General features: G+C 61.7%; 14 protein-coding genes. 7 read left to right on the top strand and 7 right to left on the bottom strand.

The window, feature by feature from the left end:
* Positions 1-39: 39 nt before the first annotated feature.
* The 7 genes from Q4S41_RS08975 to Q4S41_RS08945 all read right to left on the bottom strand — a co-directional run bounded on the left by Q4S41_RS08975 (position 40) and on the right by Q4S41_RS08945 (position 9,301).
* Entirely contained in the window at positions 40-609 is a 570-nt protein-coding gene (locus Q4S41_RS08975) for a LutC/YkgG family protein (RefSeq protein ID WP_305030776.1), read from the bottom strand.
* On the bottom strand, positions 606-2,009 hold the full coding sequence (locus Q4S41_RS08970; protein ID WP_305030775.1) for a lactate utilization protein B: 1,404 nt from the start codon (positions 2,007-2,009) through the stop codon (positions 606-608). The genes Q4S41_RS08975 and Q4S41_RS08970 overlap by 4 nt, the downstream gene beginning before the upstream one ends.
* A gap of 116 nt (positions 2,010-2,125) precedes the next feature.
* Positions 2,126-2,869, bottom strand: coding sequence for a (Fe-S)-binding protein (locus tag Q4S41_RS08965; RefSeq protein ID WP_305030774.1), 744 nt, complete (start codon positions 2,867-2,869; stop codon positions 2,126-2,128).
* Positions 2,870-3,013: 144 nt separating this feature from the next.
* Positions 3,014-4,411, bottom strand: coding sequence for an FGGY-family carbohydrate kinase (locus Q4S41_RS08960; protein WP_305030773.1), 1,398 nt, complete (start codon positions 4,409-4,411; stop codon positions 3,014-3,016).
* Complete coding sequence (locus Q4S41_RS08955) at positions 4,408-5,688, bottom strand: TIM barrel protein (protein WP_305030772.1); 1,281 nt, start codon at positions 5,686-5,688, stop codon at positions 4,408-4,410. The genes Q4S41_RS08960 and Q4S41_RS08955 overlap by 4 nt, the downstream gene beginning before the upstream one ends.
* Positions 5,689-5,880: 192 nt before the next feature.
* Positions 5,881-6,891: a GntR family transcriptional regulator gene (locus tag Q4S41_RS08950; protein WP_305030771.1), complete on the bottom strand. Its 1,011-nt coding sequence runs from the start codon at positions 6,889-6,891 to the stop codon at positions 5,881-5,883.
* Positions 6,892-7,192: 301 nt separating this feature from the next.
* Entirely contained in the window at positions 7,193-9,301 is a 2,109-nt protein-coding gene (locus Q4S41_RS08945; RefSeq protein ID WP_305030770.1) for a bifunctional aldolase/short-chain dehydrogenase, read from the bottom strand.
* Between the two features lie 296 nt (positions 9,302-9,597).
* Here Q4S41_RS08945 and rhaT point away from each other — a divergent pair, with 296 nt between their 5' ends.
* The 7 genes from rhaT to Q4S41_RS08910 all read left to right on the top strand — a co-directional run bounded on the left by rhaT (position 9,598) and on the right by Q4S41_RS08910 (position 22,275).
* Positions 9,598-10,680: an L-rhamnose/proton symporter RhaT gene (gene rhaT, locus Q4S41_RS08940; protein WP_305030769.1), complete on the top strand. Its 1,083-nt coding sequence runs from the start codon at positions 9,598-9,600 to the stop codon at positions 10,678-10,680.
* A gap of 481 nt (positions 10,681-11,161) precedes the next feature.
* Positions 11,162-14,278, top strand: coding sequence for a SusC/RagA family TonB-linked outer membrane protein (locus tag Q4S41_RS08935; protein ID WP_305030768.1), 3,117 nt, complete (start codon positions 11,162-11,164; stop codon positions 14,276-14,278).
* Positions 14,279-14,311: 33 nt separating this feature from the next.
* Positions 14,312-15,841 carry a RagB/SusD family nutrient uptake outer membrane protein gene (locus tag Q4S41_RS08930; protein ID WP_305030767.1) on the top strand — a complete coding sequence of 510 codons (1,530 nt, stop codon included), beginning with the start codon at positions 14,312-14,314 and terminating at the stop codon, positions 15,839-15,841.
* A 191-nt stretch (positions 15,842-16,032) separates the two neighbouring features.
* Positions 16,033-18,006: a rhamnogalacturonan lyase gene (locus Q4S41_RS08925; protein WP_305030766.1), complete on the top strand. Its 1,974-nt coding sequence runs from the start codon at positions 16,033-16,035 to the stop codon at positions 18,004-18,006.
* Between the two features lie 109 nt (positions 18,007-18,115).
* A complete protein-coding gene (locus Q4S41_RS08920; RefSeq protein ID WP_305030765.1) occupies positions 18,116-20,446 on the top strand; it encodes a glycoside hydrolase family 2 TIM barrel-domain containing protein in 2,331 nt (776 codons plus the stop codon).
* Positions 20,447-20,584: 138 nt separating this feature from the next.
* On the top strand, positions 20,585-21,352 hold the full coding sequence (locus Q4S41_RS08915; protein WP_305030764.1) for a rhamnogalacturonan acetylesterase: 768 nt from the start codon (positions 20,585-20,587) through the stop codon (positions 21,350-21,352).
* 122 nt (positions 21,353-21,474) lie between these two features.
* Complete coding sequence (locus tag Q4S41_RS08910) at positions 21,475-22,275, top strand: GDSL-type esterase/lipase family protein (protein ID WP_305030763.1); 801 nt, start codon at positions 21,475-21,477, stop codon at positions 22,273-22,275.
* Positions 22,276-22,283 lie beyond the last annotated feature (8 nt).

The raw sequence follows: 22,283 nt of genomic DNA, 5'->3' as shown, positions 1-22,283 counted from the left end.
ACCTGGACGGGGATTCTTGCGGTTAGGGCAATCCAAAAGTTAATACACCAGCACCACCAGGCTGCGCGCCCCGTGCGCCCCAATCACCAGCGACTGCTCAATGTCGGCCGTTTTTGAGGGGCCGGCCACGAACTTGCCGTAGCCACCCGTATTGGGCAATTGTGCGTAGGCCTGGTGCATGGTGGCCACAACGCGCCGGTGGTCGAGCACCAGCGCCAGGTGCTGCGTGATGGTGGGCAAGGCCCGGTGCAGCATGTTGGCCTCGGGCAGCCACACGCAGCCGTTTTCGGCCACGCCAATTTCGCCGGGCAGCACGGCCAGGTCAATTTCCGCCAGAATGCCCGTAGGCGTCTGCGCATTCACAGGCACGGTGCCGCGGAAGAGAGGAGAGGTTGTGTTGCGGGCCTCGGGGAAAAGTTGGCGCAGTGTTTCTTCCAGCTCGTCCAAGCCAGCCATTCGCACCACGGTACCGCCGATGCCCGTGAGCACGGTCGTAAACCGCTCAATCGTGGCCTCGCCGCCGAAATCGGGCACGATGGGCAGCGGCAGTTCCTCGGGCTTGTTGGCCTTCGCGGCGGCTAAAATTCGTTCGCGGGAAGTGGTGCTCATGCGGGAATCTGAGGTTGAGCGGGCTGAGCAGCGGCTGGGGCGGGCTGCTTGGCATACCACTCGCGGAAGCTTTGCTTGGGGGCCTCGGGCAGCTCGCGGGCCACGGCCCAGGCATTCATGGAAGGGGCGTGGGTGAGCCCGTGGGGTAACAGACGCAGCGCCTTGCGGGCAAACTGCCCGCCCAGGCCATACACCCGCGTGCTGGCCAGCACGCGGCCCATAAACTTCATGCTCCACTTCTTCGAGGCCGGGATTTCATTGGCCTCGCCCAGCACCTGCCGCCACTTGTAGAGCTGGGTGTGAATGTCGATTTTGACCGGGCACACGTCGGTACACGAGCCGCACAGCGTGCTGGCAAACGGCAGCGAGCTGTGCTTCTTCATGTCGATGTTCGGCGACAGAATGGCGCCAATCGGGCCGGGTACGGTGAAATCGTAGCTGTGGCCCCCGCTGCGCCGGTACACTGGGCAGGTGTTCATGCAGGCCCCACACCGGATGCACTTCAGTGAGGCCCGAAAATCGGGCCGACCCAGCTGCTGCGTCCGGCCATTGTCGACGATGACGATGTGCATCTCCTTGCCCGCCGCCGGCTTGGTGAAGTGCGAGGTATAAGTCGTAACGGGCTGGCCGGTAGCACTCCGCGCCAGCAGTCGGGTGAATACGCCCAAGTCACTCAGGCGCGGAATAATCTTTTCGATGCCCATGGCTGCGATGTGCACCCGAGCCAGGTTCACGCCCAAATCGGCGTTGCCTTCGTTGGTGCACACCACCACCGCGCCCGTTTCGGCAATGGCGAAATTGACGCCCGAAATAGCCACCTGCCCGGCCAGAAACTTGGCCCGCAAATGCTGGCGCGCCGCTTCGGTCAGGCGCTGCGGGTCGTTTTCACCCTTATTCGTGCCGAGATGAGTATGAAAGGTGTCGCCCACGTCCTCCTTTTTCAGGTGAATGGCGGGCAGCACGATGTGGCTCGGCGCCTCGTCCCGGAACTGAATAATCCGCTCGCCCAAATCGGTATCCACCACCTCAATGCCGTGCTTAATCAAGTACGGGTTCAGGTGGCACTCCTCGGTCAGCATCGACTTGCTTTTGACGATGCGCGTAGCGCCTTCTTTCTGGATGATGTCGAGGATAATGGCGTTGTGCTCGGCTGCATCGGCGGCCCAGTGCACGTGCACGCCATTGGCCTGCGCGGCGGCTTCAAACTCCCGCAAATACAGGTCGAGCCGGCTCAGGGTGTGGTTTTTGATGCCAGAAGCCAGTTCCCGTAGCTCCTGAAACTCGGGCACGGCGTACACGGCGCGGTCGCGCTTTTCGCGCACGAACCACAGGGTTTCGTCGTGCCAGGTGGTGCGGTCGGCATCCAGCAGGAATTTATCGGCGCGAATGGCGTGGTTCATTGGGTGGATTGTTGGATGGGTGGATGGGCGAATTGTTGAATGGGGCAGTTGCTGGGCGGTTTTGATTCTGTTAAAACAAACAATTCAACCATTTAGCAGTCCAACCATTCAACAATTCACCCATTGACCACCCCATTCAGAATTTCGGCCGCGTGCATCACTTTGATGGGCAGCTTGGCGCGGCGCACAATGCCTTCGAGGTGCATCAGGCACGACATGTCGCTGCCAGTGAGCACCTGCGTACCGTTCAGCACATGGTCGGCTACCCGGTCCTGGCCCATGCGGGCCGAAATGCCGGCTTCGCTCACGCAGAAGGTGCCGCCGAAGCCGCAGCATTCGTCGTTGCGGTTGAGCTGGGTGAGTTCAATGCCATCGAGCGAGGCCATTAGGCGGCGCAGCTGGCCGTCGCGCACCGGCGTCATCTCCGATTCGTTGGCCTGGTGCAGGCCGCGCTGGCCGTGGCAGCTCAGGTGCAGGCCCACTTTATGCGGAAACGCGCCCGGAATTTCCGTCACGTTCAGCACGGTGCTGATGAAGTCAATGAGGTCGTAGGCCGCGCCGCGCACGTGCTGCACGTCGGCCGTTTGGTCCAGCTTGTCGAAGTGCTTGCGGACGTGGTACACGCAGCTGCCCGAGGGCGCCACCACGTAGTCGTAGTCGCTGAATGTCTCCACAAAATGCTTGTAGATGGGCAGCGCGTCGCGCTCGCAGCCGCTATTGGCCAAAGGCTGGCCGCAGCAGGTTTGCTGAGCCGGAAAGTGTGCCTGCACGCCCAGCTTCTCCAGCAGCTGAAGCGTGGCAATGCCGACCTGCGGGTAGAACTGGTCGATGTAGCACGGGACGAATAGGGCGACTTTCATTTTAGCGGTTTCCTCCTCAACGATGTAGAGACGCGACACTTCGCGTCTCCTCGTTAGCGCCATTAGATTTTGGCAACTAACGTTTTAGAGTCGTTCAACGTGGAGACGCGACACTTCGCGTCTCTACATTGCAAACGGCTTATTCTATTTGCTCACGGGCGCAACATCGTTCCGTACTTCCGCCAGCGGCATATCATCCTCATCCGTAAACAGCGGCTGTGTTTTCTTCAGGGCCTCCCCCTGCTCCAGGTGCACCAAAGCACCCAAAGCCGTGGCCTGCGGCACTTCCAGCGTGCGGATTTCCGCCTTCGGGAAGTTCCAGCTCAGCGTTTGCATGAAGAGCGGGTTGCGGGCAAAACCGCCATCGACGAAGATGGTTTTTTCGCCCTGCCAAACGAGGTGAATAGATTCGAGCAGAATGTTAATCAGCCCGTGCATAAGGTGCTGGTAGGCATCGGAGGCGGTGCGGAAGCCGCTCAGGTCCCACTCCTCGGCCGGCTGGTCGGGGAAGGGGCCGGTGCCGGCCATGCAAGCCGGGCGGAAACCGGCCGAGGCCTCATCATACGGCCGGGCCAGCACGATGGAGCGGTAAAAATCGGGCTTGACGTGGAAATGAGCGGCAATGCGCTCCACCTGGTAGTCGTGCTCACGGCCCAGAAACACGCGGGCGGCGCGGGTGGCCTCGCCGCGCGGCGTCATAAAGCTGAGGCAGTCGCGGCGCAGCAGTTCGGGCGTGAGCGGGTTGCTGTTGAAGGGGTTGATGGTGACCGACCAGGTGCCGGTGGACACCAGCACGAACGGCTCGTCGTTCTCGGCCAGATAAGGCATCACGGCCGACGTGCTGTCGTGCAAGCCCACGCCCACCATGATGCCGTCCACGACGGAGGCAATGGAATCGCGGGTGAGGGGCGCCAGCTTCTCGTCGATGCCCTCGCGGTACACCCATTCGTGGTAGTCGCCGCGCTTGTAGTCCCAAAGGGCCGTGTGGCAGCCAATGGAGGTGAAGTCGCTGAATTTCTCGCCCGAAATCAGATAGGAGAGGTAGTTCGGCAAGTGTAGCGAGGTATGAATCTGGGCGTATTTCTCCGGCTTTGCGTATTTCAGCCAGTACAGCTGCAGGCCCGAATTGAGCAATCCCAGGCGCGGTGAACAGGTGTCGGCCGCGAATTCTTCGGGCGACTGGCTTAGCTCCGCATAGAACTTGGCCTCGATATCAGCCGGCATCGGCTTGAGGTAGTTGTAGAGCGGCAGCATGGGCTGGCCGTCGGCGCCGAGGTGCACCCAGCTGGCGCCATAGGCCGTGAAATTCACGCCCTTCACAGTATAGTGCGGGTGGTGGCGCAGCTGCTTCCAGTGGTCGAGCACCCACTCCGTGAGGCGGGGCAGGTGGTCGCACACAAAGCCGTCGTCGTCCAGCACATCGGTGCAGACGTGCAGCTCCTCGTTGATAATCTGCTGGTCCTCATCGAAAAGAATCAGCTTCTTATTGGTCTTGCCGATGTCGAAAACGGCGTAGACGGTCTTTTTTACGTTTGGATTCATAGCCCCGTCGATACGCTGTGCTTGCCGCGCTGCTGAATGAGTTTCTCGCGCACGCCTTCGGCGCGGAAGGCCGCGAGGGGCCGGATGGCGCCGCCGGCGCGCAGGTAGGCTTCCGATACCAGCGGGCGCACGTCGGTGAGGAAGGCGTCGCGCAGGATTTCCTCGGCGCGCACCACGTCGTTGGCGTCCTGGGCTTCGGCTAAGGCTTGGCGGTCGACCAAAAGGGCTTTGGCGTAGGCCGAGAGGATGTTGTCGACCGACTGTAGGAGGTCTTCCAGCGGGTCTTTCACGTTGTGGCTGGCGTCAATCATGTAAGCCACGGCCTCAGCCGGCACCGATTTGTCGAGGGCGGCGTCTACCAGCTCGTTGAAAATCAGGAATAGCTGAAAGGGCTTGATGCTGCCGGTGGTCAGGTCGTCGTCGCCGTACATCGAGCCGTTGAAGTGGAAGCCGCCAAGGCGGCCGAACTGCCGCAGGCGGCCCACAATCTGCTCAATGTTGGTGTTGGGCAAATGGTGGCCCAAGTCAACCAGCACCTGCGCCTGCTGGCCCAGCGCCTGGCAAAGCGCCAGCGAGGTGCCCCAATCGGGAATCACCATCGAGTAGAAATTGGGCTCGTAGGGCTTGTACTCCACCAGCATGGTCCAGTCCGAAGGCATGGCCTCGTAAATGGCGGCCAGCGACTCCTGGGTGCGCAGGAAGGCTCGGCGCAGGTGCGACTGCCCGGGGAAATTGGAGCCATCGGCCAGCCAGATGGTCAGCGTCTTGGCGTCGAGCTGCTTGCCGTAGCGCACGCAGTCGATGTTGTGCTGAATGGACTGCTCGCGCACCGCCTTGTCGGTGTGGCTGAGCGAGCCGAATTTATACGACTGCGGCTGGTCTTTCTGGTCCTGGAAGGTGTTGGAATTTACCGAATCAATCACTAGGCCCTTCTCCTTCAGCAGCTGCTGCAAGCCGGGAATGTCCTGCGGAATATCCCACGGAATGTGCAGCGAGATGGAATTCGAGGAGCGGTTCAGCGACTGCAGAATGCCTACGTCGCCGATTTTATCTTCCAGCGTGGCGGGCTCGCCGCCGGCCGCGAAACGGCCGAAACGGGTGCCGCCGGTGCCCAATGCCCAGCTCGGAATCGCCACCTGAAAATCAATCAGCTTCTGCACCACGGCGGCCACGTCGGCGTGGCGCAGGCGTGGCGATTCGGCCGTGTACTGAAACTGGGTTTGGTGCTCGGCCAGCAGCGGCTGGTTGAGTTCGGCAAGGCGTTGGTCAGAGAACATAAGTTGGCGAGGGAATAATGTCCGGTGTTGGTTGGGTAGATACAAATTACCCGTCTCCGCGAGGCAGAACTGTTCTGGGCTCTCCTGTTTTGCGCGCGAAACCTAACGGCACGGGATGTAGCGTGGACTCTGCGAGTCCGCGCATTGCCAGAACGTTCGCCCATGCGCGGACTCGCAGAGTCCACGCTACAGTTACAGCGACCCGCGCCGAATGGTGTAGAACGGGTTCTTCACCTTCACGCGCTGCTTCTCCAGCAGCAGCGTAGCGGCGGTTTTGCCCATGGCTTCGAAGTCGGTGGTAATCACCGTCATGTTGAGCAGCTCCTTCAGGGGTGTTTCGTTGAAAGAGATGATGCCGACTTCGCGGCCCAGCAGGTAGCTGGTCTGGCGGATTTTCTTCACCAGCTCTACCAGGTCGGTTTCGCGAATAACCACGTAGGCCGTACCGGCCTGGACCACCTCGTTCATGGCGTTTTCCACCACCGAGAACTCCTTGTTGCGCATCAGGCAGAAGGAGCGAAAACCCCAGGGCAATTCTTCCGGATGGTTGGCGTCGGAGGGCAGCACCAGTACGAGACGGGAGTACTTTTCGAGCAGGTCTTCGGAGCTTTCCAGGGCGTTGAAAATGTCCTTATCGAAGTCCTGGAACACGCGCAGGCAATCGTGAGTCAACTCGGGAATGTCTTTGTCGAGCAGCACCAGTTCTTGGCTGGGAATGGTGTTGAGCACGGCGCGCGACTGCGCCTTGTCGCTGTTCAGCGCAAAGTGCGGCATCACCACGTAGTAGTTGTACTTGCCGAGATTCTTCTCGATGATTTCCTGAAACAGATTCACGTTGTAGTGGTGAATCTGCAGGTCGACGGTGGCGTGGTCGCCGAGGGTTTCGAGGAAGGCGTAGTAAATGATTTTCTTGTAGGAACTGAGCTTGTTGAAGACCAGCAGAATCTTCAGTTTCGAGTTGTCGCTGGTTTCCACGTAATAGCCCTTGCCCTGCACCGAGGTAATGAAGCCTCGTTCGCGCAGCTCGCGATAGGCCTTTTCCACGGTGTCGCGGGCCAGGTAGTGCTCCACGCTCAGCTCGCTGATGCTGGGCAGGTGGTCGCCGTTTTTCAGCACGCCGCGCTCGATGTCCATAATGACCGACTGCACAATCTGCTTGTACTTGGGCGTTTTATCGAGCGGCTTTAGTTGGAGTTGGTACATCCCGGGGTGGAGGACAAGGCGTGTGATTTCAGGCTTTTCTACTAAGGGAAACCCGGTTGGAAGCGGCGAAATTCAGCAGCGCAAAAGGAAAGTGGGAAAAGGAAAGCAACGCAGAGCGTTACTCAAATGTAGCTTTTTCGGCGGTGCAAGCCGATAGATAGCTCACAAAAAAAGAACGTCATGCTGAGCGCAGCCGAAGCATCTCTACCGTGGGAGTAATTCGTTACTCTTGCGGTAGAGATGCTTCGGCTGCGCTCAGCATGACGTTCAGCTAATTACATAAACCGTCAAGCCTTGACGCTTAGCGCACGAAGGCCATGGCCACGCCGCCGTCCACGTTCAGCACGTTGCCGGTCGATTTGCTCAGCGAGCCATCCACGAACACGCGCACGGCTTTGGCAATGTCTTCCGACAGCAATTCTTCGCCCAGCAACGTGCGCTTGGCGTAGTGAGCCGGCAGTTCTTCCACCGAGATGCCGTAGGCCTTGGCGCGGCCGGCGGCCCAGTCGCCTTCCCAGATTTTGGAGCCGCGCAGCACGGCATCCGGGTTCACGGTGTTCACGCGGATTTTGTCGGCGCCGAGCTCGGCGGCCAGCAGGCGGCTCATGTGCAACTGGGCGGCTTTGGCGGTGCCGTAGGCCACGTTATTGGGGCCGGCTACGAGGCCGTTTTTGCTGGCAATGTTCACTATGTCGCCGCCCAGGCCCTGCTGGCGCAGGATGGTGACGGCGGCCTGGCTCACCAGGAACTGGCCTTTTACGAGCACATCGTTCAGGATGTCCCAGTCGGCTTGCGTGGTGTCGGCCAGCGGCTTGCTGATGCTTAGGCCCGCGCAGTTCACGATGATATCCACGCCGCCGAATTGCAGCGTAGCAGCGCGCAACGACTCGGCAATGCTCTCGGCGTCGGTCACGTTAATGGCGGCGGTGAGGGCGCTGTCCTTGCCGAATTGCTTGCGCAGGTCAGCCTGGGTTTCTTCCAGCCGGTCACGGTCGACGGCCACCACGCAGGCGCCGAATTTTAGTAACTCCTCGCAGATGGCTTTGCCGATGCCGCCGGTGCCGCCGGTCACGTAGGCCACCTTGCCGGAGAGGGCTTTGGGCGGGGCCATGCGCTGCAGCTTGGCTTCTTCGAGCAGCCAGTATTCGATGTTGAAGGCTTCCTGCTCGGGCAGGCCCTGGTAGGTGCTCACGGCTTCGGCGCCGCGCATCACGTTGATGGCGTTGGTGTAGAACTCGGCGGCCACGCGGGCGGTCTGCTTGTCTTTCGAGAAGGAGAACAGACCCACGCCGGGCCACAGGATGATGACCGGGTTGGCGTCGCGCACGGCGGGCGAGTTAGCGTGCTTGCTGCGCTCGTAGTAGGCCATGTAGTCCTTGCGGTAGGCTTCAAACTGCGCTTCCAGGTAGGTTTTTACGATGGCGGCGTCGCCCTGCATCACGTCGGCGTCGAGCACGAGCGGGCGGATTTTGGTGCGCAGGAAGTGGTCGGGGCAGGAGGTGCCTTTGGCGGCGAGGCGGGCTAGGTCGTGCGAGTTCACGAATTCGAGCACGCGGGCGTCGTCCGTGTAGTGGCCGAGCATGCGGCGCTGGCTGCTGGCCAGGCCACGCAACACGGGCATCACGGCAGCGGCGGCGGCACGGCGGCCGGCCGCGTCGAGGGTTTGCTCGCGCTTCACGCCACCGAAAACCGGCGCTTTCTTGCCGTAGTTGGCTTCGAGGTAAGTCGCGGCCTGCTCAATAACTTCGAGCGTGTTCATGTACGACTCGTACGAGGTGTCGCCCCAGGTGAAGAGGCCGTGGCCGCCGAGGATGACGCCGCGCAGGCCGGGGTTGTCGGCCACGATTTTTTCGAGCTGCAACCCGAGGTCGAAACCGGGCTTCTGCCAGGGCAGCCAGCCCATGGTGTCACCCCAGATTTCGTGCATGATTTGCTCGCCGTCCTTGCTGGCCGCGATGGCAATCAGGGCGTCGGGGTGCAGGTGGTCGATGTGCTTGAAGGGCAGCAGGCCGTGTAGCGGGGTGTCGATGCTGGGCGTGGCGCACTTGGGGTCGAAGAGGCAGTATTCGAACAGGCCCACCATCTCGTCCTCAAATTCGAGGCCGCGGTAACGGTTCTTGAGCTGGTGCAGCTTTTCTACATAGAGGTTGGCGCAGCCCGAGCGGGTCAGGGTGCCGATGTCGCCGCCCGAGCCTTTCACCCACATTACTTCGGCAGCTTCGCCGGTCACGGGGTTGGTTTCGGTGATTTTGCAGCTGGTGTTGCCGCCAGCGTAGTTGGTCAGGCGCAGGTCGGCGCCGAGCAGATTGGAGCGGTAGAGGAAAAGGGCTACTTCGTCGCCGGCCAGCTCTGCGGCTTTGGCTTCGTCCCAGAGGTAGCTGACGTGCTGGAAAGTGAGGGTTTTTTCCATGAGAGATGGTGCAGATGCGTTAACCAGAATTCGAAATAGGTTTGCGATGCTACAAAGGTGCCGGCAGGGGTGAGGCCTAACATCCTGCACTCTCCTGCTTAGCCGTAAAAAGTTATTGTGAACAGTAGCGCGGCCTCTGTAGTCCGCGTCGCCGTGCCATTTGGGTGTCGTTCGGGTTTCCTTCCGGGGCGCGGACTACAAAGTCCGCGCTACTTTGCGCGCTACTTTCGCGGTCAGGAGAGCACAGGAGGGTTTGGACTCACTTACCGGACAGTTTTGCCTAAAACAACATCATTATGGCTGTAATCTGGGGAGTTATCCTTCATGCGCTGGGCGGCTTTGCCTCCGGCAGTTTTTACCTTCCTTATAAGAAGGTGACGGGCTGGGCCTGGGAAAGCTACTGGCTGGTGGGCGGCATCGTGAGCTGGCTGGTGGTGCCGTGGATTCTGGGCCTGGCCACCGTGCCGCACCTGACGGAAGTACTGCACCAAACCGACTTCACCACGCTGCTGTGGGTGTATTTCTGGGGCATTATGTGGGGCTTTGGCGGCCTCACCTTCGGGTTGGCCATGCGCTACCTGGGTTTGAGCCTGGGCATGGCCGTGATTATGGGACTTTGCGCGCTGGTGGGCACGCTGGTGCCGCCCATCTGGGAAGGCACGATGGGCCACCTGGCCAGCACGCTGTCCGGGCAGGTGACGCTGCTGGGGCTGCTGGTGTGCTTGGTGGGCATTCTGATTTGCAGCCGCGCCGGCTTGATGAAAGAGAAGTCGCTCACGGCCGAGGAAAAGGGCAAATCCATTGCCGAATACGACCTGCGCAAGGGCCTACTGGTAGCCGTGTTTTCGGGCATCATGAGCGCCTGCTTCGCCTTCGGGCTGGCGGCGGGGCAGAAAATTGCCGACCTGGCCGTGCAGCAGGGCGCCGACCCGCTCTTTAAGAACAACGCCATTCTGGTGGTGATTCTGCTGGGCGGCCTCACCACCAACGCGGTGTGGTGCCTCTACCTCAACGTTAAGAACAAGACCTACACCGACTACTTCAACCCGTCGTTTCCGGCGTTGCGCAACATCATTTTCTGCGCCATGGCAGGCACCATGTGGTACTTCCAGTTCTTCTTCTACGGCATGGGCGACACCAAGCTGGGCACCTACCGCTTCTCGGGCTGGACGCTGCACATGGCCTTTATTATCGCCTTCAGTAGCATGTGGGGCCTGGTGCTGCACGAGTGGCGCGGCGCCAACCGGGCTACCATGCGGACCGTGACGCTGGGCATTCTGACGGTGGTGTTTTCGACCATTGTGGTGGGCTACGGCAACTACCTGGGCTCGCCGGAGCACAGCGGCGCGGCGCCGGATACGGCGGCCGTCATCGAATAAACTGCTGCGCTTTTCTTGTCACCATAAAACAGTTGGGCCCGCTGACAGCGCATGTCAGCGGGCCCAACTGTTTTATGCCCCGGCGCCCGATGAAAACTAACGGAATGCCGGGCGGCCAGCAGGAGAGGGAGAGCAGGTAGCCGGCGGCCGGCCTGTTTTTGCGCGAAAAGGCTGCTGGCGCGGGGGCTTTCGGCGCGAACTGCGTGCGTATTCTGCGGTTGGGCCAGCAATTTCTTCATTCTCGGCTTTGCGATAGATGCAGCGGCTGATACTGAGGCAAAAAACACGCAGGTATCGCGCGCCAAACATTGAAAATGACGGCGTTGAAAATGTAGATAAGATGAAAAAATAGTACAGGAATCAGCGAATTCAGGAGAGCACAGGTGAGTAGGGGCAGTGGGCGGCGGTTGCTTTGCCTCTACCTAAGGAAGCCCTTACTCACAGGGCTTTTGCTTTTAAAAACCCACCAACCAACCTTTCCATGAACAAGCTATACCAGCTTACCCGCCTGCTGCTACTCGTGCTGGCGGTGTTCTATTCCCAGGCCGCCCTGGCCCAAACCCGCGCCCTGAGCGGTAAGGTGACCACCGCCGATACCAAGGAAGCCCTGCCCGGCGTGACGGTGCTGCTGAAAGGCACCACCAACGGCACTGGCACCGGCCCCGATGGCACCTACACCCTGCAAGTGCCCGAGCAAGGCGGCACCCTGGTGTTCAGCTTTGTGGGCTATGCCAGTAAGGAAGTGGCCATCAACGGCCAGACCACCATCAGCCCCGTGCTGGATGTCGACGCCAAAGGCCTCGACGAAGTAGTGGTGGTGGGCTACGGCACCCAGAAAGCCGGCAACGTGACCGGCGCCGTGACGGGCATCACCGCCAAGGAGATTGAGGAGCGGCCCGTCAACCGCATCGAGAATGCGCTGGTGGGCCAGATGCCCGGCGTGTACGTGCAGACGACCACCGGCGAGCCCGGCGCCGACCTGCAGATTCGGGTGCGCGGCGCGGCTTCCATCAACGCTTCGAACGACCCGCTGTATGTGGTGGACGGCGTGCCGGTGGACAACCTGCGCGGCATCAACCCCACCGACGTGGCCAACATTGAGGTGCTAAAAGACGCGGCTTCAGCGGCCATCTACGGCTCGCGCGGCTCCAACGGCGTGGTACTCGTGACCACCAAGCGCGGCAAGAAGGGCGCAGCCAAGCTGCAATTTTCGGGCTATACGGGCGTGCAGCTAGCCGAAAGCCGGTTGAAAGTGCAGTCGGCCGAGGATTGGATTCAGATGCGCAAGGAAGGCATCGACATTGACTGGGTGAACCAAAACCCCACCCTGAACCGGCCCGAGGATTCGCGCACCACCCGCCTGCAGCGCCTGACCGTGAACGGGGTGCCCCCGAGCTCGACCAACGTCATCCGCTACACCTACGACCCCAAGTGGCAGTACGGCCAAGACAGCCTGGACTACATCGACTGGCAGAAAGCCATTTTCCAGCGCGCCCTGATGCAGCAGTACACGGTGGGCGTGTCGGGCGGCACCGACAACGTGAACTACAACGTGAATGGCTCGTTCCTGAACCAGAACGGCATCATCATCGGCAGCGACCTGCAGCGCGCCACGCTGCGCGCCAACATTGACGCCCAGATTCGCAAGGGCATCAAGCTGTTTATGACGCTGGCCCCGAGCATGGAATGGAGCAGCCTGGGCCGTGTGGACGGCACCGGCGGCCAAGCCCTGAACGCCGCCCAGATGCCGCCCGTGTCGCCGAAAGGCGCGGGCATTTATGCCGGCGCCGACCCCTACTTTACCTACAACTACTCGGGCCGCTACATCAGCCCCGTGGCCGTGATGGAACGCACCGATGCCAACGGCACCCGCACCCGCCTCAACGCCAACATGGGCCTGAACCTGGACCTCTACAAAGGCCTCCAGCTGCAGCTGCTGGGCGCCATGGACAACGGCTACTTCCAGGACCAGATTTATACGCCCACCAACGCCAGCCGCGACTGGGTGGGCGCCGCCCCGGGCTCGCTGAGCACCTCGCGCTACTCGCAGACGTTTAACACGCGCTACCTGTTTCAGAGCGTGCTGAACTACACCCGCTCGTTTGGCGACCACAACCTGAACGCCATTCTGGGCTACTCGGTGGAGCGCACCAAGGTGGACTTCTCGCAGCAGGAAAACGGCCAGCTGCCCAACGACCAGACCTACCTGTTCGACCGCGCCAATTCGACTGTAAACCGCAGCTACATCACGGCCGGCAAGGAGGCTTTGCTCTCGTATTTCGCCCGGGCCCAGTACGACTACAAGCAGCGCTACCTGCTGTCGGCCAGCATCCGGCGCGACGGCTCCTCCAAGTTCGGCGCCAACCGCCCGTTTGGCTACTTCCCGGCCGTGAGCGCCGGCTGGCGCATCTCCAGCGAAAGCTTCATGCAGGGCGTCACCTTCATCAGTGACCTGAAGGCCCGCGCCAGCTGGGGCGTGACCGGCAACAACCGCATCCCGAACGACTCGCAGTTTTCGCTGCTCGGCGTGAGCAACTACTCGCTGGGCGGCGCCAGCATTAACGGCTACGCACCGGTGGGCTTCCAGAACCGCGACCTGGGCTGGGAACAAACGGCCAGCTTCAACTACGGCCTCGACTTCAGCATCCTGAACAACCGCCTGCAGGTGACGGCCGACTACTACACCAAGCAAACGTCCGACCTGCTTTACCAGGTGCCGCTTTCGTCGCTCACGGGCTTCACCCGCACCTACGTCAACATCGGCGAAGTGTACAACCAGGGTGTTGAACTGGGCCTGACCTCGCGCAACCTGGTGGGCGCGTTTGAGTGGAGCACCAACTTCAACGCCTCCTACAACAAGAACCGCGTTGAGAAGCTTGACTACGACAACACGCCCGTGCCCACCGGCAGCAGCCCCGGCGGCTTTGTGAGCTTGCTGCAAGTGGGCCTGCCCATCAACTCCTACTATCTGTATGACGCCATCGGCGTGTACCAGACCCAGGCCGAGGTGGACAACCAACCCAAGCTGAGCAATACCCGCGTGGGTGACATCAAGTACCGCGACGTGAACGGCGACGGCAAAATCACGGACGCCGACCGCACCATCATGGGCAACCCCACGCCCAAGTACATTTTTGGCGTCACGAACACCTTCCGCTACAAGGGCTTCGACCTGATGGTGCTGATGAACGCCCAGCAGGGTGCCTACCTCTACTCGCTCATCGGCCGCAGCATCGACCGCCCCGGCATGGGCTACCTCTACAACCACGCCGAATCCTGGAACAACCGCTGGAAGTCGGAAGCCGAGCCCGGCGACGGCAAGACGCCCAACATCACGGCCCAGAACAGCTCGCTGCTGGACTCGCGCTGGCTGTATAGCTCCGACTACATCCGCCTGAAAAATATCACCCTGGGCTACACCCTGCCCAAGGCCCGCTTCTACAGCGGCGCCCGCCTCTACGTGGCCCTCGAAAACGCCTACATCTGGCACAACTACACCGGCGGCTTCTCGCCCGAGGCCCTGCAAACCGGCGGCTTCGACAACGGCAGCTACCCGCAGGCCCGCACTTACACCCTCGGTTTCAACCTGACGCTGTAAGGTCTTCCCACCCTCCTTATTCGATACATTCCGATGAAAGCTTTATTTCTCAAACAAGTGGCCTGCGCCGTGGGCCTGGGCACCGCCGGGCTCCTGGCCACTTCCTGCAAGGAGGACATTCTCCAGATTCAGCCCGTGGCCAACAACACGGTGGACGGGTTTTACCAGAACGAAATCCAGGTGAACCAGGGCGTGATAGCCATTTACAACGGCACCCTGTCGTTGCCCGAAAACTCCTACTGGTTTCTGGCCGAGTTCCGCTCCGACAACGTGGCCGCCGACATTGCCACCGTGCAGCGCGACTACAGCGACGTGAGCAACTTCAACACCACCTCGCAAACCCAGCAGCTGCAAGCCACCTGGACCGACCTCTACGAAATCGTGTACCGCGCCAACGTGCTGCAGGAGCGCATTCAGCCCTTCAGCTTTGCCCGCGTGCCCCAGTTCAAGGGCGAGGCCCGGTTCCTGCGCGCCCTGGCTTACTTCGACTTGGTGCGCTTCTTCGGCGCTGTGCCGATTGTGGACAAGACCCTGACCATTGAGCAGTCGAAGCAGGTGCCGCGTGCGCCCGTGGCCGACGTGTATAAGTTCATCGTGGACGACCTGCTCTTTGCTGCCGACAACCTGCCCGCCACTTACACCGCCGCCGACAAGGGCCGCGCCACCAAGTGGGCCGCCAAAGCCCTGCTGGCCAAGGTGTACCTCACCATGTACGGCTACCCGCTGCGCCAGGCCACGGCCTTGCCCCTGGCCAAGCAGCAGCTGATGGACGTGTACGCCGCCGCCAGCCCCACCACGTTCTCGGTAGCGACGAACTTCGCCGACCTGTTCAAATCGGCCAACGACAACAAGTACGCCGTGTTTGAAATCCAGTTCCAGTCGGGCGGCACCGGCCTGGGCAACCCCATTCCCTGGCAGCAGGGGCAGGTGTTCCCCACCAACTGGTCGCCGTTCACGGGCTTTGCCGCCGATTTCACGCTGCCGCCCGCCCTGTTTGGCGCCAACTGGCCCAAGGTGGACAAGCGCAAAGCCGCCACGCTCGATTCGGTCGTTCGCAACGCTTCCGGAACCATCGTTGCCGGCCGGCCGGAATTCACCAAGTTCCTGGAGAAGGGCGTGGCCGGCGTGCAGAACCGCACCGACTACCCCAACAACTTCCCCATCATCCGCTTCGAGGACGTGGTGCTCATGTACGCCGAGGTGCTGACCGAGGAAACCGGTGGCACCCCGCCGCCCCTGGCCATTTCGCTGGTGAACCAGATTCGGACCCGCTCGGGCCTGACGGCTTTCACCGCCACCTCGCCCGAAACGGCCTCGCAGGCCGCCTTCCGCGCCGCCATCCTCAAGGAGCGCCGCTACGAGTTCGTGGCCGAAGGCCAGCGCTGGCACGACTTGGTGCGCACCGGCAACGCCATTTCGGTAATGACGGCCTTCAAGCGCAGCACCACCGCCGCGGGCGCCAGCTTCCGCCAACTCGACGACCACGACCTGATTTTCCCCATTCCGCTGCTGGAGCTGCGCATCAACCCGGGCTTCTGGCAGCAGAACCCCGGCTACAACTAAGCCGCCGGCTGGCTTAACTGAGTTGCAGTGACCAGAACGTTGTTGCAGCAAATCGAACGTCATGCTGAGCGCAGCCGAGGCATCTCGCGTGCCGAAGTAATCCAATTGATAGGTTTACTCTTGCCCGCGAGATGCTTCGGCTGCGTTCAGCATGACGTTCTTTTTAACATGACTTGTCCTTCCTTTTTCCAATGAAAACCCGCTTTTTGCCTTTGCTGCTCACCACAGTGTTATTGGGCGCAGGCCCATCGATGGTGCCGCCACCCGCTGCCCCGCAAGCCCAGCCCGAGCGGTTGGGGAGGGGAGTGGTAGCCATAGCCCAGCCCGATGGGAAGGTGTTCATCAGCTGGCGCCTGCTGGCTGATGATGCGGCTAATGTGGCCTTTGACATATATCGGCTGAGTGACGCTAACCCGCCGGTAAAACTGAACGACAAGCCTTTGGCTGCCGGAACTAATTGGGTGGATGCTACCTCCCCAACTCGGGTAGCCGCTGAGTACCTCGTGCTACCTGTTGACGGCACGTTAGCACAATATTTCAAAGGCAATAACAAGCTCAGCAAAGACCACTCTGCCAGAGTCAGAGCTTGGGCCAACGGCTACCTGCGCCTGCCCCTCCAGCCGCCGCCCGGCGGCACCGTGAGCAGCGGCCCCGAAACCAGTCCCTACACCTACACCGCCAACGACGCCAGCCCTGCCGACCTCGACGGCGATGGCCAATATGAAATCGTGCTGAAGTGGGAGCCTACCAACGCCCGCGACAACGGCTCCAGCGGCATCACCGGCCCTGTCATTCTGGACGCCTATAAGTTGGACGGCACCCGTCTATGGCGCATCAACTTAGGCAAAAACATTCGCGCTGGCGCCCACTACACCCAGTTCATGGCCTACGACCTCGACGGCGACGGCCGGGCCGAAGTGGCCTGCAAAACTGCCGACGGCACCGTGGACGGCGCAGGCAAAACTATTGGCGATGCCGGCAAGGACTACCGCTCGCTGACGGTGCCCACCGATGGCGCCAGCGTACCCAGCCCGCGCGACAGCAAGTACGGCCGTATCCTGGCCGGCCCGGAATACTTCACGGTTTTCGATGGCCGAACCGGCGCGGCCCTGGCCAGCACGCCTTATCTGCCAGCCCGGGGCGAGCTGGGCGGCTGGGGCGGCATCGGCGGCAACGGCGGCAACGACAGCTACGGCAACCGCGTGGACCGCATGCTGGCCTGCGTGGCTTACCTGGATGGCGCCAAGCCCAGCGTGGTGATGTGCCGCGGCTACTACGGCCGCACCGTGCTGGCCGCCTGGGACTGGCGCGGCGGCCAGCTCACCTCTCGCTGGGTGTTCGACTCGAAAGACGGCCAGAATCCCTTTTCCGGCATGGGCAACCACGGCCTGAGCGTGAACGATGTGGACGGCGACGGCCGCGACGAAATCGTGTACGGCTCGATGGTGGTGGACGACAACGGCATGGGCCTGTTCAGCACCGGCCTGCGCCACGGCGACGCCCTCCACGTCTCTGACCTCGACCCCAGCCTGCCCGGCCTCGAAGCCTGGGGCGTACACGAAAACGAGGAGAAGGTGCCCGGCCACGAAAACGGCCCCGGCGCGGCCCTCTACGCCGCCGGCACCGGCAAAATGCTCGTCTCCAAACTGCCCGGCGAGGACGTGGGCCGTGGCATGGCGGCCGACATCGACCCACGCTACCCCGGCGCCGAGCTGTGGGTGAGCAACCCCGAGCTGGGCTTGCTCACCTGCAAAGGCGAGAAAATCGGCCCCTCGCCGCGCTCCGTCAACTTCGGCCTGTGGTGGGACGGCGACCTGCTGCGCGAGTTGCTGAACGACTCCCGCGTGGAGAAGTGGGACTACCAGGCCGGCCAGTTCGCCAAGCTGCTCGAAGGCAAGGACTTTGGTGCGGCGTCCTGCAACGGCAGCAAAGCCACGCCCTGCCTCAGCGCCGACCTGCTGGGCGACTGGCGCGAGGAAGTAGTGTGGCGCACCGCCGACAACTCCGCACTGCTCATCTTCAGCACCACCATCCCCACCCAGCACCGCCTCGTCACGCTGATGCAGGACCGCGCCTACCGCCTCGGCGTGGCCCGCGAAAACGTGGGCTACAACCAGCCCCCGCACCCCGGCTTTTTCCTGGGCGAAGGCATGAAGAACCTGTAGCACGGACTAAAGTCCGCGCTACGGTGCAGGTAGGTGCAGGATACCGTCCATTGCATTTAAACGAACATTTGCCCACCGGCTGCCTCCTTTCCCACCCGAAAACGACTTGATGAATAGATTCCTCTCCGCCGCCCGCCGCTCGGCCGCCATAGCCCTGGTGTTCGGCAGCTTCCCGGTGCTGGCCCAGCGCGTGACCACACCCTTCGACAACGACTGGCATTTTCTAAAATCCGACGCCAAAGGCGCCGAAGCCCCGGCCTTCGCTGATGCCAAATGGCGTACGCTGAACGTCCCACACGACTGGAGCATCGAAGGCCCTTACGACCAGGCCAACCCCACCAATAGGGGAGGGGGCTACCTGCCGGCCGGCATCGGCTGGTACCGCAAGTCATTTACGCTGCCGGCCACCGATGCCCAGCGCCGCGTCCGCATCGAGTTTGATGGCGTGATGGCCAACAGCGAGGTCTGGATAAACGGCGTGTCGCTGGGCCAGCGGCCCTACGGCTACAGCAGCTTCAGCTACGACCTGACCAAGCACCTGAAATTTGGCAAGGGCCAGACCAACGTGCTGGCCGTGCGCGCTGACAACTCGGTGCAGCCGGCCTCGCGCTACTACACCGGCGCGGGCATCTACCGGCACGTGCGGCTGGTGAGCACGGCCCCGGCACATTTTGGCGAAGGCGGCGTGTACGTGACCACGCCCCAAGCCGGGGCCGACAACGCCACCGTGCAGGTGAAGGCCGGCATGCTGAACCAGACGGCCGCCAGCAGCGAATACACGCTGCAAACCACGATTTTTGACCCCAGCGGCAAGTCCGTCCAGACCACCGAAACCAAGCAAACCGTGGCCGCCGGCAAATCGGCCGACTTCAGCCAGAGCCTCGCCGTGAAGTCCCCGCAACGCTGGTCGCCCGACCAGCCGCGCCTCTACCAAGCGGTTTCGAAGCTACTCAATGGCAAAACGTTGCTCGATGAGCAAACCACGCCCTTCGGTATCCGCGAAGCCAGATTCGACGCTGCCACCGGCTTCTCGCTGAACGGTGTGCCAATGAAAATCAAGGGCGTGTGCCTGCACCACGACGCGGGCGGCCTAGGTGCGGCCGTGCCGCTCGATGGCTGGCGCCATCGCCTGGAGCTGCTGAAGCAGGCCGGCGTGAACGGCATTCGCACGGCCCACAACCCCGTGGCGCCGGAGTTTCTGGACCTCTGCGACCAGATGGGTTTTCTGGTGATGGACGAAACGTTTGACACTTGGACGGCAGCCAAAAACAACGGCGAGCAGGGCTATAACCGCTTTTTTACGAAATGGTGGGAGGCTGACACCCGCAGCATGGTGCTGCGCGACCGCAACCACCCGAGCATTGTGATTTACAGCGTGGGCAACGAAATCCACGACAACCTGAACAACCCTGAGGGTTTCCAGAAATACAAGATGCAGCAGGACCTCATCCACCAGCTCGACCCCACGCGGCCCGTGACCATGGCGCTGTTCCGCCCCGGCCAGAGCAAGGTGTACGAGAACGGCTTCGTGGAAACGATGGACGTGGTGGGCCAGAACTACCGCGAAAACGAGCTGGTGGCCGCCCACCAGGCCAAGCCCGAGCGCAAGGTCATTGGCACCGAAAACGGCCACACCCTTACCGCCTGGCTGGCCCTGCGCGACAATCCGTTCATGGCCGGCCAGTTTCTGTGGGCCGGCTTCGACTACCTGGGCGAAAACGACTGGCCCGCCACCACCTCCGACCTCGGCCTGTTCGACCGCGTGGGCGGCTGGAAACCCATTGCCTACCAGCGCCAAAGCTGGTGGAGCTCCACCCCCGTGGTGCACCTCGTGCGCAAGGAAGGCAACGCCGGCGCCGGCCCTTGGGTGGCCAACTGGACGCCCACCGACTTCGACACCTACGACGACGGCAAGGTGGAGGCCTACAGCAACGCCGACGAGGTGGAGCTGTTCCTCAACGGGCAGTCGCTGGGCAAAAAAGACAAGCCGGCCAACGACGCCCCCCGCGCCTGGGACGTGACCTTTGCCAAGGGCACCCTGCGTGCCGTGGCCCGCAACAAAGGCCAGGAAGTAGCCACCGACGAGCTGAAAACGGCCGGCCCGCCCGCCCGCATCGTCCTCAGCACCAGCCGCCCGAAGCTGGGTGCCAGCTGGGACGATGCCGCCTACCTCACCGCCCGCGTGGTGGACGCCGACGGCGTGCTCTGCCCGAATGCGGATAACCAGCTCACCTTCACGATGACCGGCCCGGCCCTGCTGGCCGCCGTCGACAACGGCAACGTGGCCAGCCACGAAGGCTACCAGACCAATCAGCGCAAAGCTTACCAGGGCCAGTGCATCGCCATCGTGAAGGCAAAATCGGCGGGTGGCGCGATTACGGTTAAAGCCTCCGCGCCGGGCCTGACGGACGGCACCGTGACGATGGAAACCACGAAATAATGGAACGATTGTAGAGACGCGACACTTCGCGTCTCCCGCGTTGAACGACCCTACAGAGTTCTGCTATCACGCCCGATTAACAACATCCGCAACGAGGAGACGCGAAGTGTTGCGTCTCTACAATCGTTCTTAAAAACCATGAAAACGAAACCCCTTCTCGCCCTTTCGGCGCTTTTTCTCCTGCTGGCCAGCTTCCATAAGCCGAGCGCGCCGCCCACGCTGTTTCTCATCGGCGATTCGACGGTGAACAACAACAACAAGCCGCAAATGGGCTGGGGCAACGTCATCAGCGCCCTGTTCGACACCACCAAAATCAAAGTGCGCAACAACGCCAAGGCCGGTCGCAGCACCCGCACCTTCATCACCGAAGGCCGCTGGAAAACCACCATCGACGCCATCCGGCCCGGTGATTTTCTCATCATGCAGTTTGGCCACAACGAGGGCAGCGTGCCCGACACCAGCAAGGCCGGCCGGCGCGGCGTGCTGCGCGGCACCGGCGAGGAAACCAAAGCCCTCGTGTGGCCCGACGGCCACCCCGAAACCGTGAACACCTACGGCTTCTACCTGCGCAAATTTATCCGCGAGGCCAAGGCCAAAGGGGCCACGCCGATGGTCTGCTCCATGATTCCGCGCAACGAGTGGAAAGACGGCAAGGTCATCCGGGCCAGCAACGACTTTGGCAAGTGGGCCCAGGAAGTAGCCCAGCAGGAAGGCGTGGCGTTTATCGATTTGAACGACATCACGGCGCTGAAATACGAGAAGCTGGGCCCCGAGGAAGTGAAGAAGTTTTTCCCCGGCGACCACACCCACACCAACGAAGCCGGCGCGATTATCAACGCCCAATCAGTGGTGGACGGCATTCGGGCCAACAAGAAATTGGCGCTGAACAAGTATCTGAAGAAGTAGAATTCTCCCTCAAAAAGAACGTCATGCTGAGCGAAGTCGAAGCATTTCTACTGCGAGAGTAATCTGATGGCTATTGCGGTAGAGATGCTTCGACTGCGCTCAGCATGACACAAGGACCTTCCATGAAACCCACCAAAACCACCCGCACCTACGGCCTGCTTGTCCTCGTTCTGCTACTGGCCGCCTTCACCGCCCGCCCGCCCAAGCGCAAGCCCACGCTCTATCTCATCGGCGACTCGACCGTGAAAAACGGAAAAGGCAAGGGCGACGGCGGCCTCTGGGGCTGGGGCAACTACCTGCCCGCGCACTTCGACACCACCCGCATCCGCATCGAGAACGACGCGCTGGGCGGCACCAGCAGCCGCACTTTCCAGACCAAAGGCCTGTGGGAAGGTGTGCGGAATAAACTCCAGCCCGGCGACTTCGTCATCATGCAATTCGGCCACAACGACGATGGCGCACTGGTCGACACTTCCCGCGCCCGGGGCACCATCAAAAGCAACGGCGAGGAAAGCCAGAACCTCTACAACCCCCTCACCAAGCAGCAGGAAGTGGTGCACAGCTACGGCTGGTACCTGCGTAAAGTCATTAGCGAAACCAAGGCTAAAGGCGCTACGCCGGTCGTCTGCTCGCTGGTGCCGCGCAACGGCTGGAAGGCCGGTAAGGTGAACCGCGCCACCGATGGCTACACCAAATGGGCCGCCGAGGCCGCCCAGCAAGGCGGCGCTTATTTCATTGATTTGAACCGCTTGGTGGCCGACAAATACGACCGCGAAGGCGAAGCCAAAGTGGGTACCGTCTACTTCACCTCAAAGGACCACACCCACACCATCGAAGCCGGCGCGCAACTCAACGCTGCCACCGTGGCCGAGGGCATCAAGGCCACGAAGGGGCTGGCGCTAAGCAAATATTTGAAGAAGTAGCGCGGACT

Source organism: Hymenobacter convexus, assembly GCF_030580955.1.
Classification (GTDB): Bacteria; Bacteroidota; Bacteroidia; order Cytophagales; family Hymenobacteraceae; genus Hymenobacter.
Note: the sequence above shows the minus strand (reverse complement) of the source record. Positions and strands in the feature narration are given on the sequence as shown.

Coding starts and splice junctions, on each gene's coding strand:
- Q4S41_RS08975 (WP_305030776.1), bottom strand. CDS start 609: ATGAGCACCACTTCCCGCGAACGAATTTTAGCCGCCGCGAAGGCCAAC.
- Q4S41_RS08970 (WP_305030775.1), bottom strand. CDS start 2,009: ATGAACCACGCCATTCGCGCCGATAAATTCCTGCTGGATGCCGACCGC.
- Q4S41_RS08965 (WP_305030774.1), bottom strand. CDS start 2,869: ATGAAAGTCGCCCTATTCGTCCCGTGCTACATCGACCAGTTCTACCCG.
- Q4S41_RS08960 (WP_305030773.1), bottom strand. CDS start 4,411: ATGAATCCAAACGTAAAAAAGACCGTCTACGCCGTTTTCGACATCGGC.
- Q4S41_RS08955 (WP_305030772.1), bottom strand. CDS start 5,688: ATGTTCTCTGACCAACGCCTTGCCGAACTCAACCAGCCGCTGCTGGCC.
- Q4S41_RS08950 (WP_305030771.1), bottom strand. CDS start 6,891: ATGTACCAACTCCAACTAAAGCCGCTCGATAAAACGCCCAAGTACAAG.
- Q4S41_RS08945 (WP_305030770.1), bottom strand. CDS start 9,301: ATGGAAAAAACCCTCACTTTCCAGCACGTCAGCTACCTCTGGGACGAA.
- rhaT (WP_305030769.1), top strand. CDS start 9,598: ATGGCTGTAATCTGGGGAGTTATCCTTCATGCGCTGGGCGGCTTTGCC.
- Q4S41_RS08935 (WP_305030768.1), top strand. CDS start 11,162: ATGAACAAGCTATACCAGCTTACCCGCCTGCTGCTACTCGTGCTGGCG.
- Q4S41_RS08930 (WP_305030767.1), top strand. CDS start 14,312: ATGAAAGCTTTATTTCTCAAACAAGTGGCCTGCGCCGTGGGCCTGGGC.
- Q4S41_RS08925 (WP_305030766.1), top strand. CDS start 16,033: ATGAAAACCCGCTTTTTGCCTTTGCTGCTCACCACAGTGTTATTGGGC.
- Q4S41_RS08920 (WP_305030765.1), top strand. CDS start 18,116: ATGAATAGATTCCTCTCCGCCGCCCGCCGCTCGGCCGCCATAGCCCTG.
- Q4S41_RS08915 (WP_305030764.1), top strand. CDS start 20,585: ATGAAAACGAAACCCCTTCTCGCCCTTTCGGCGCTTTTTCTCCTGCTG.
- Q4S41_RS08910 (WP_305030763.1), top strand. CDS start 21,475: ATGAAACCCACCAAAACCACCCGCACCTACGGCCTGCTTGTCCTCGTT.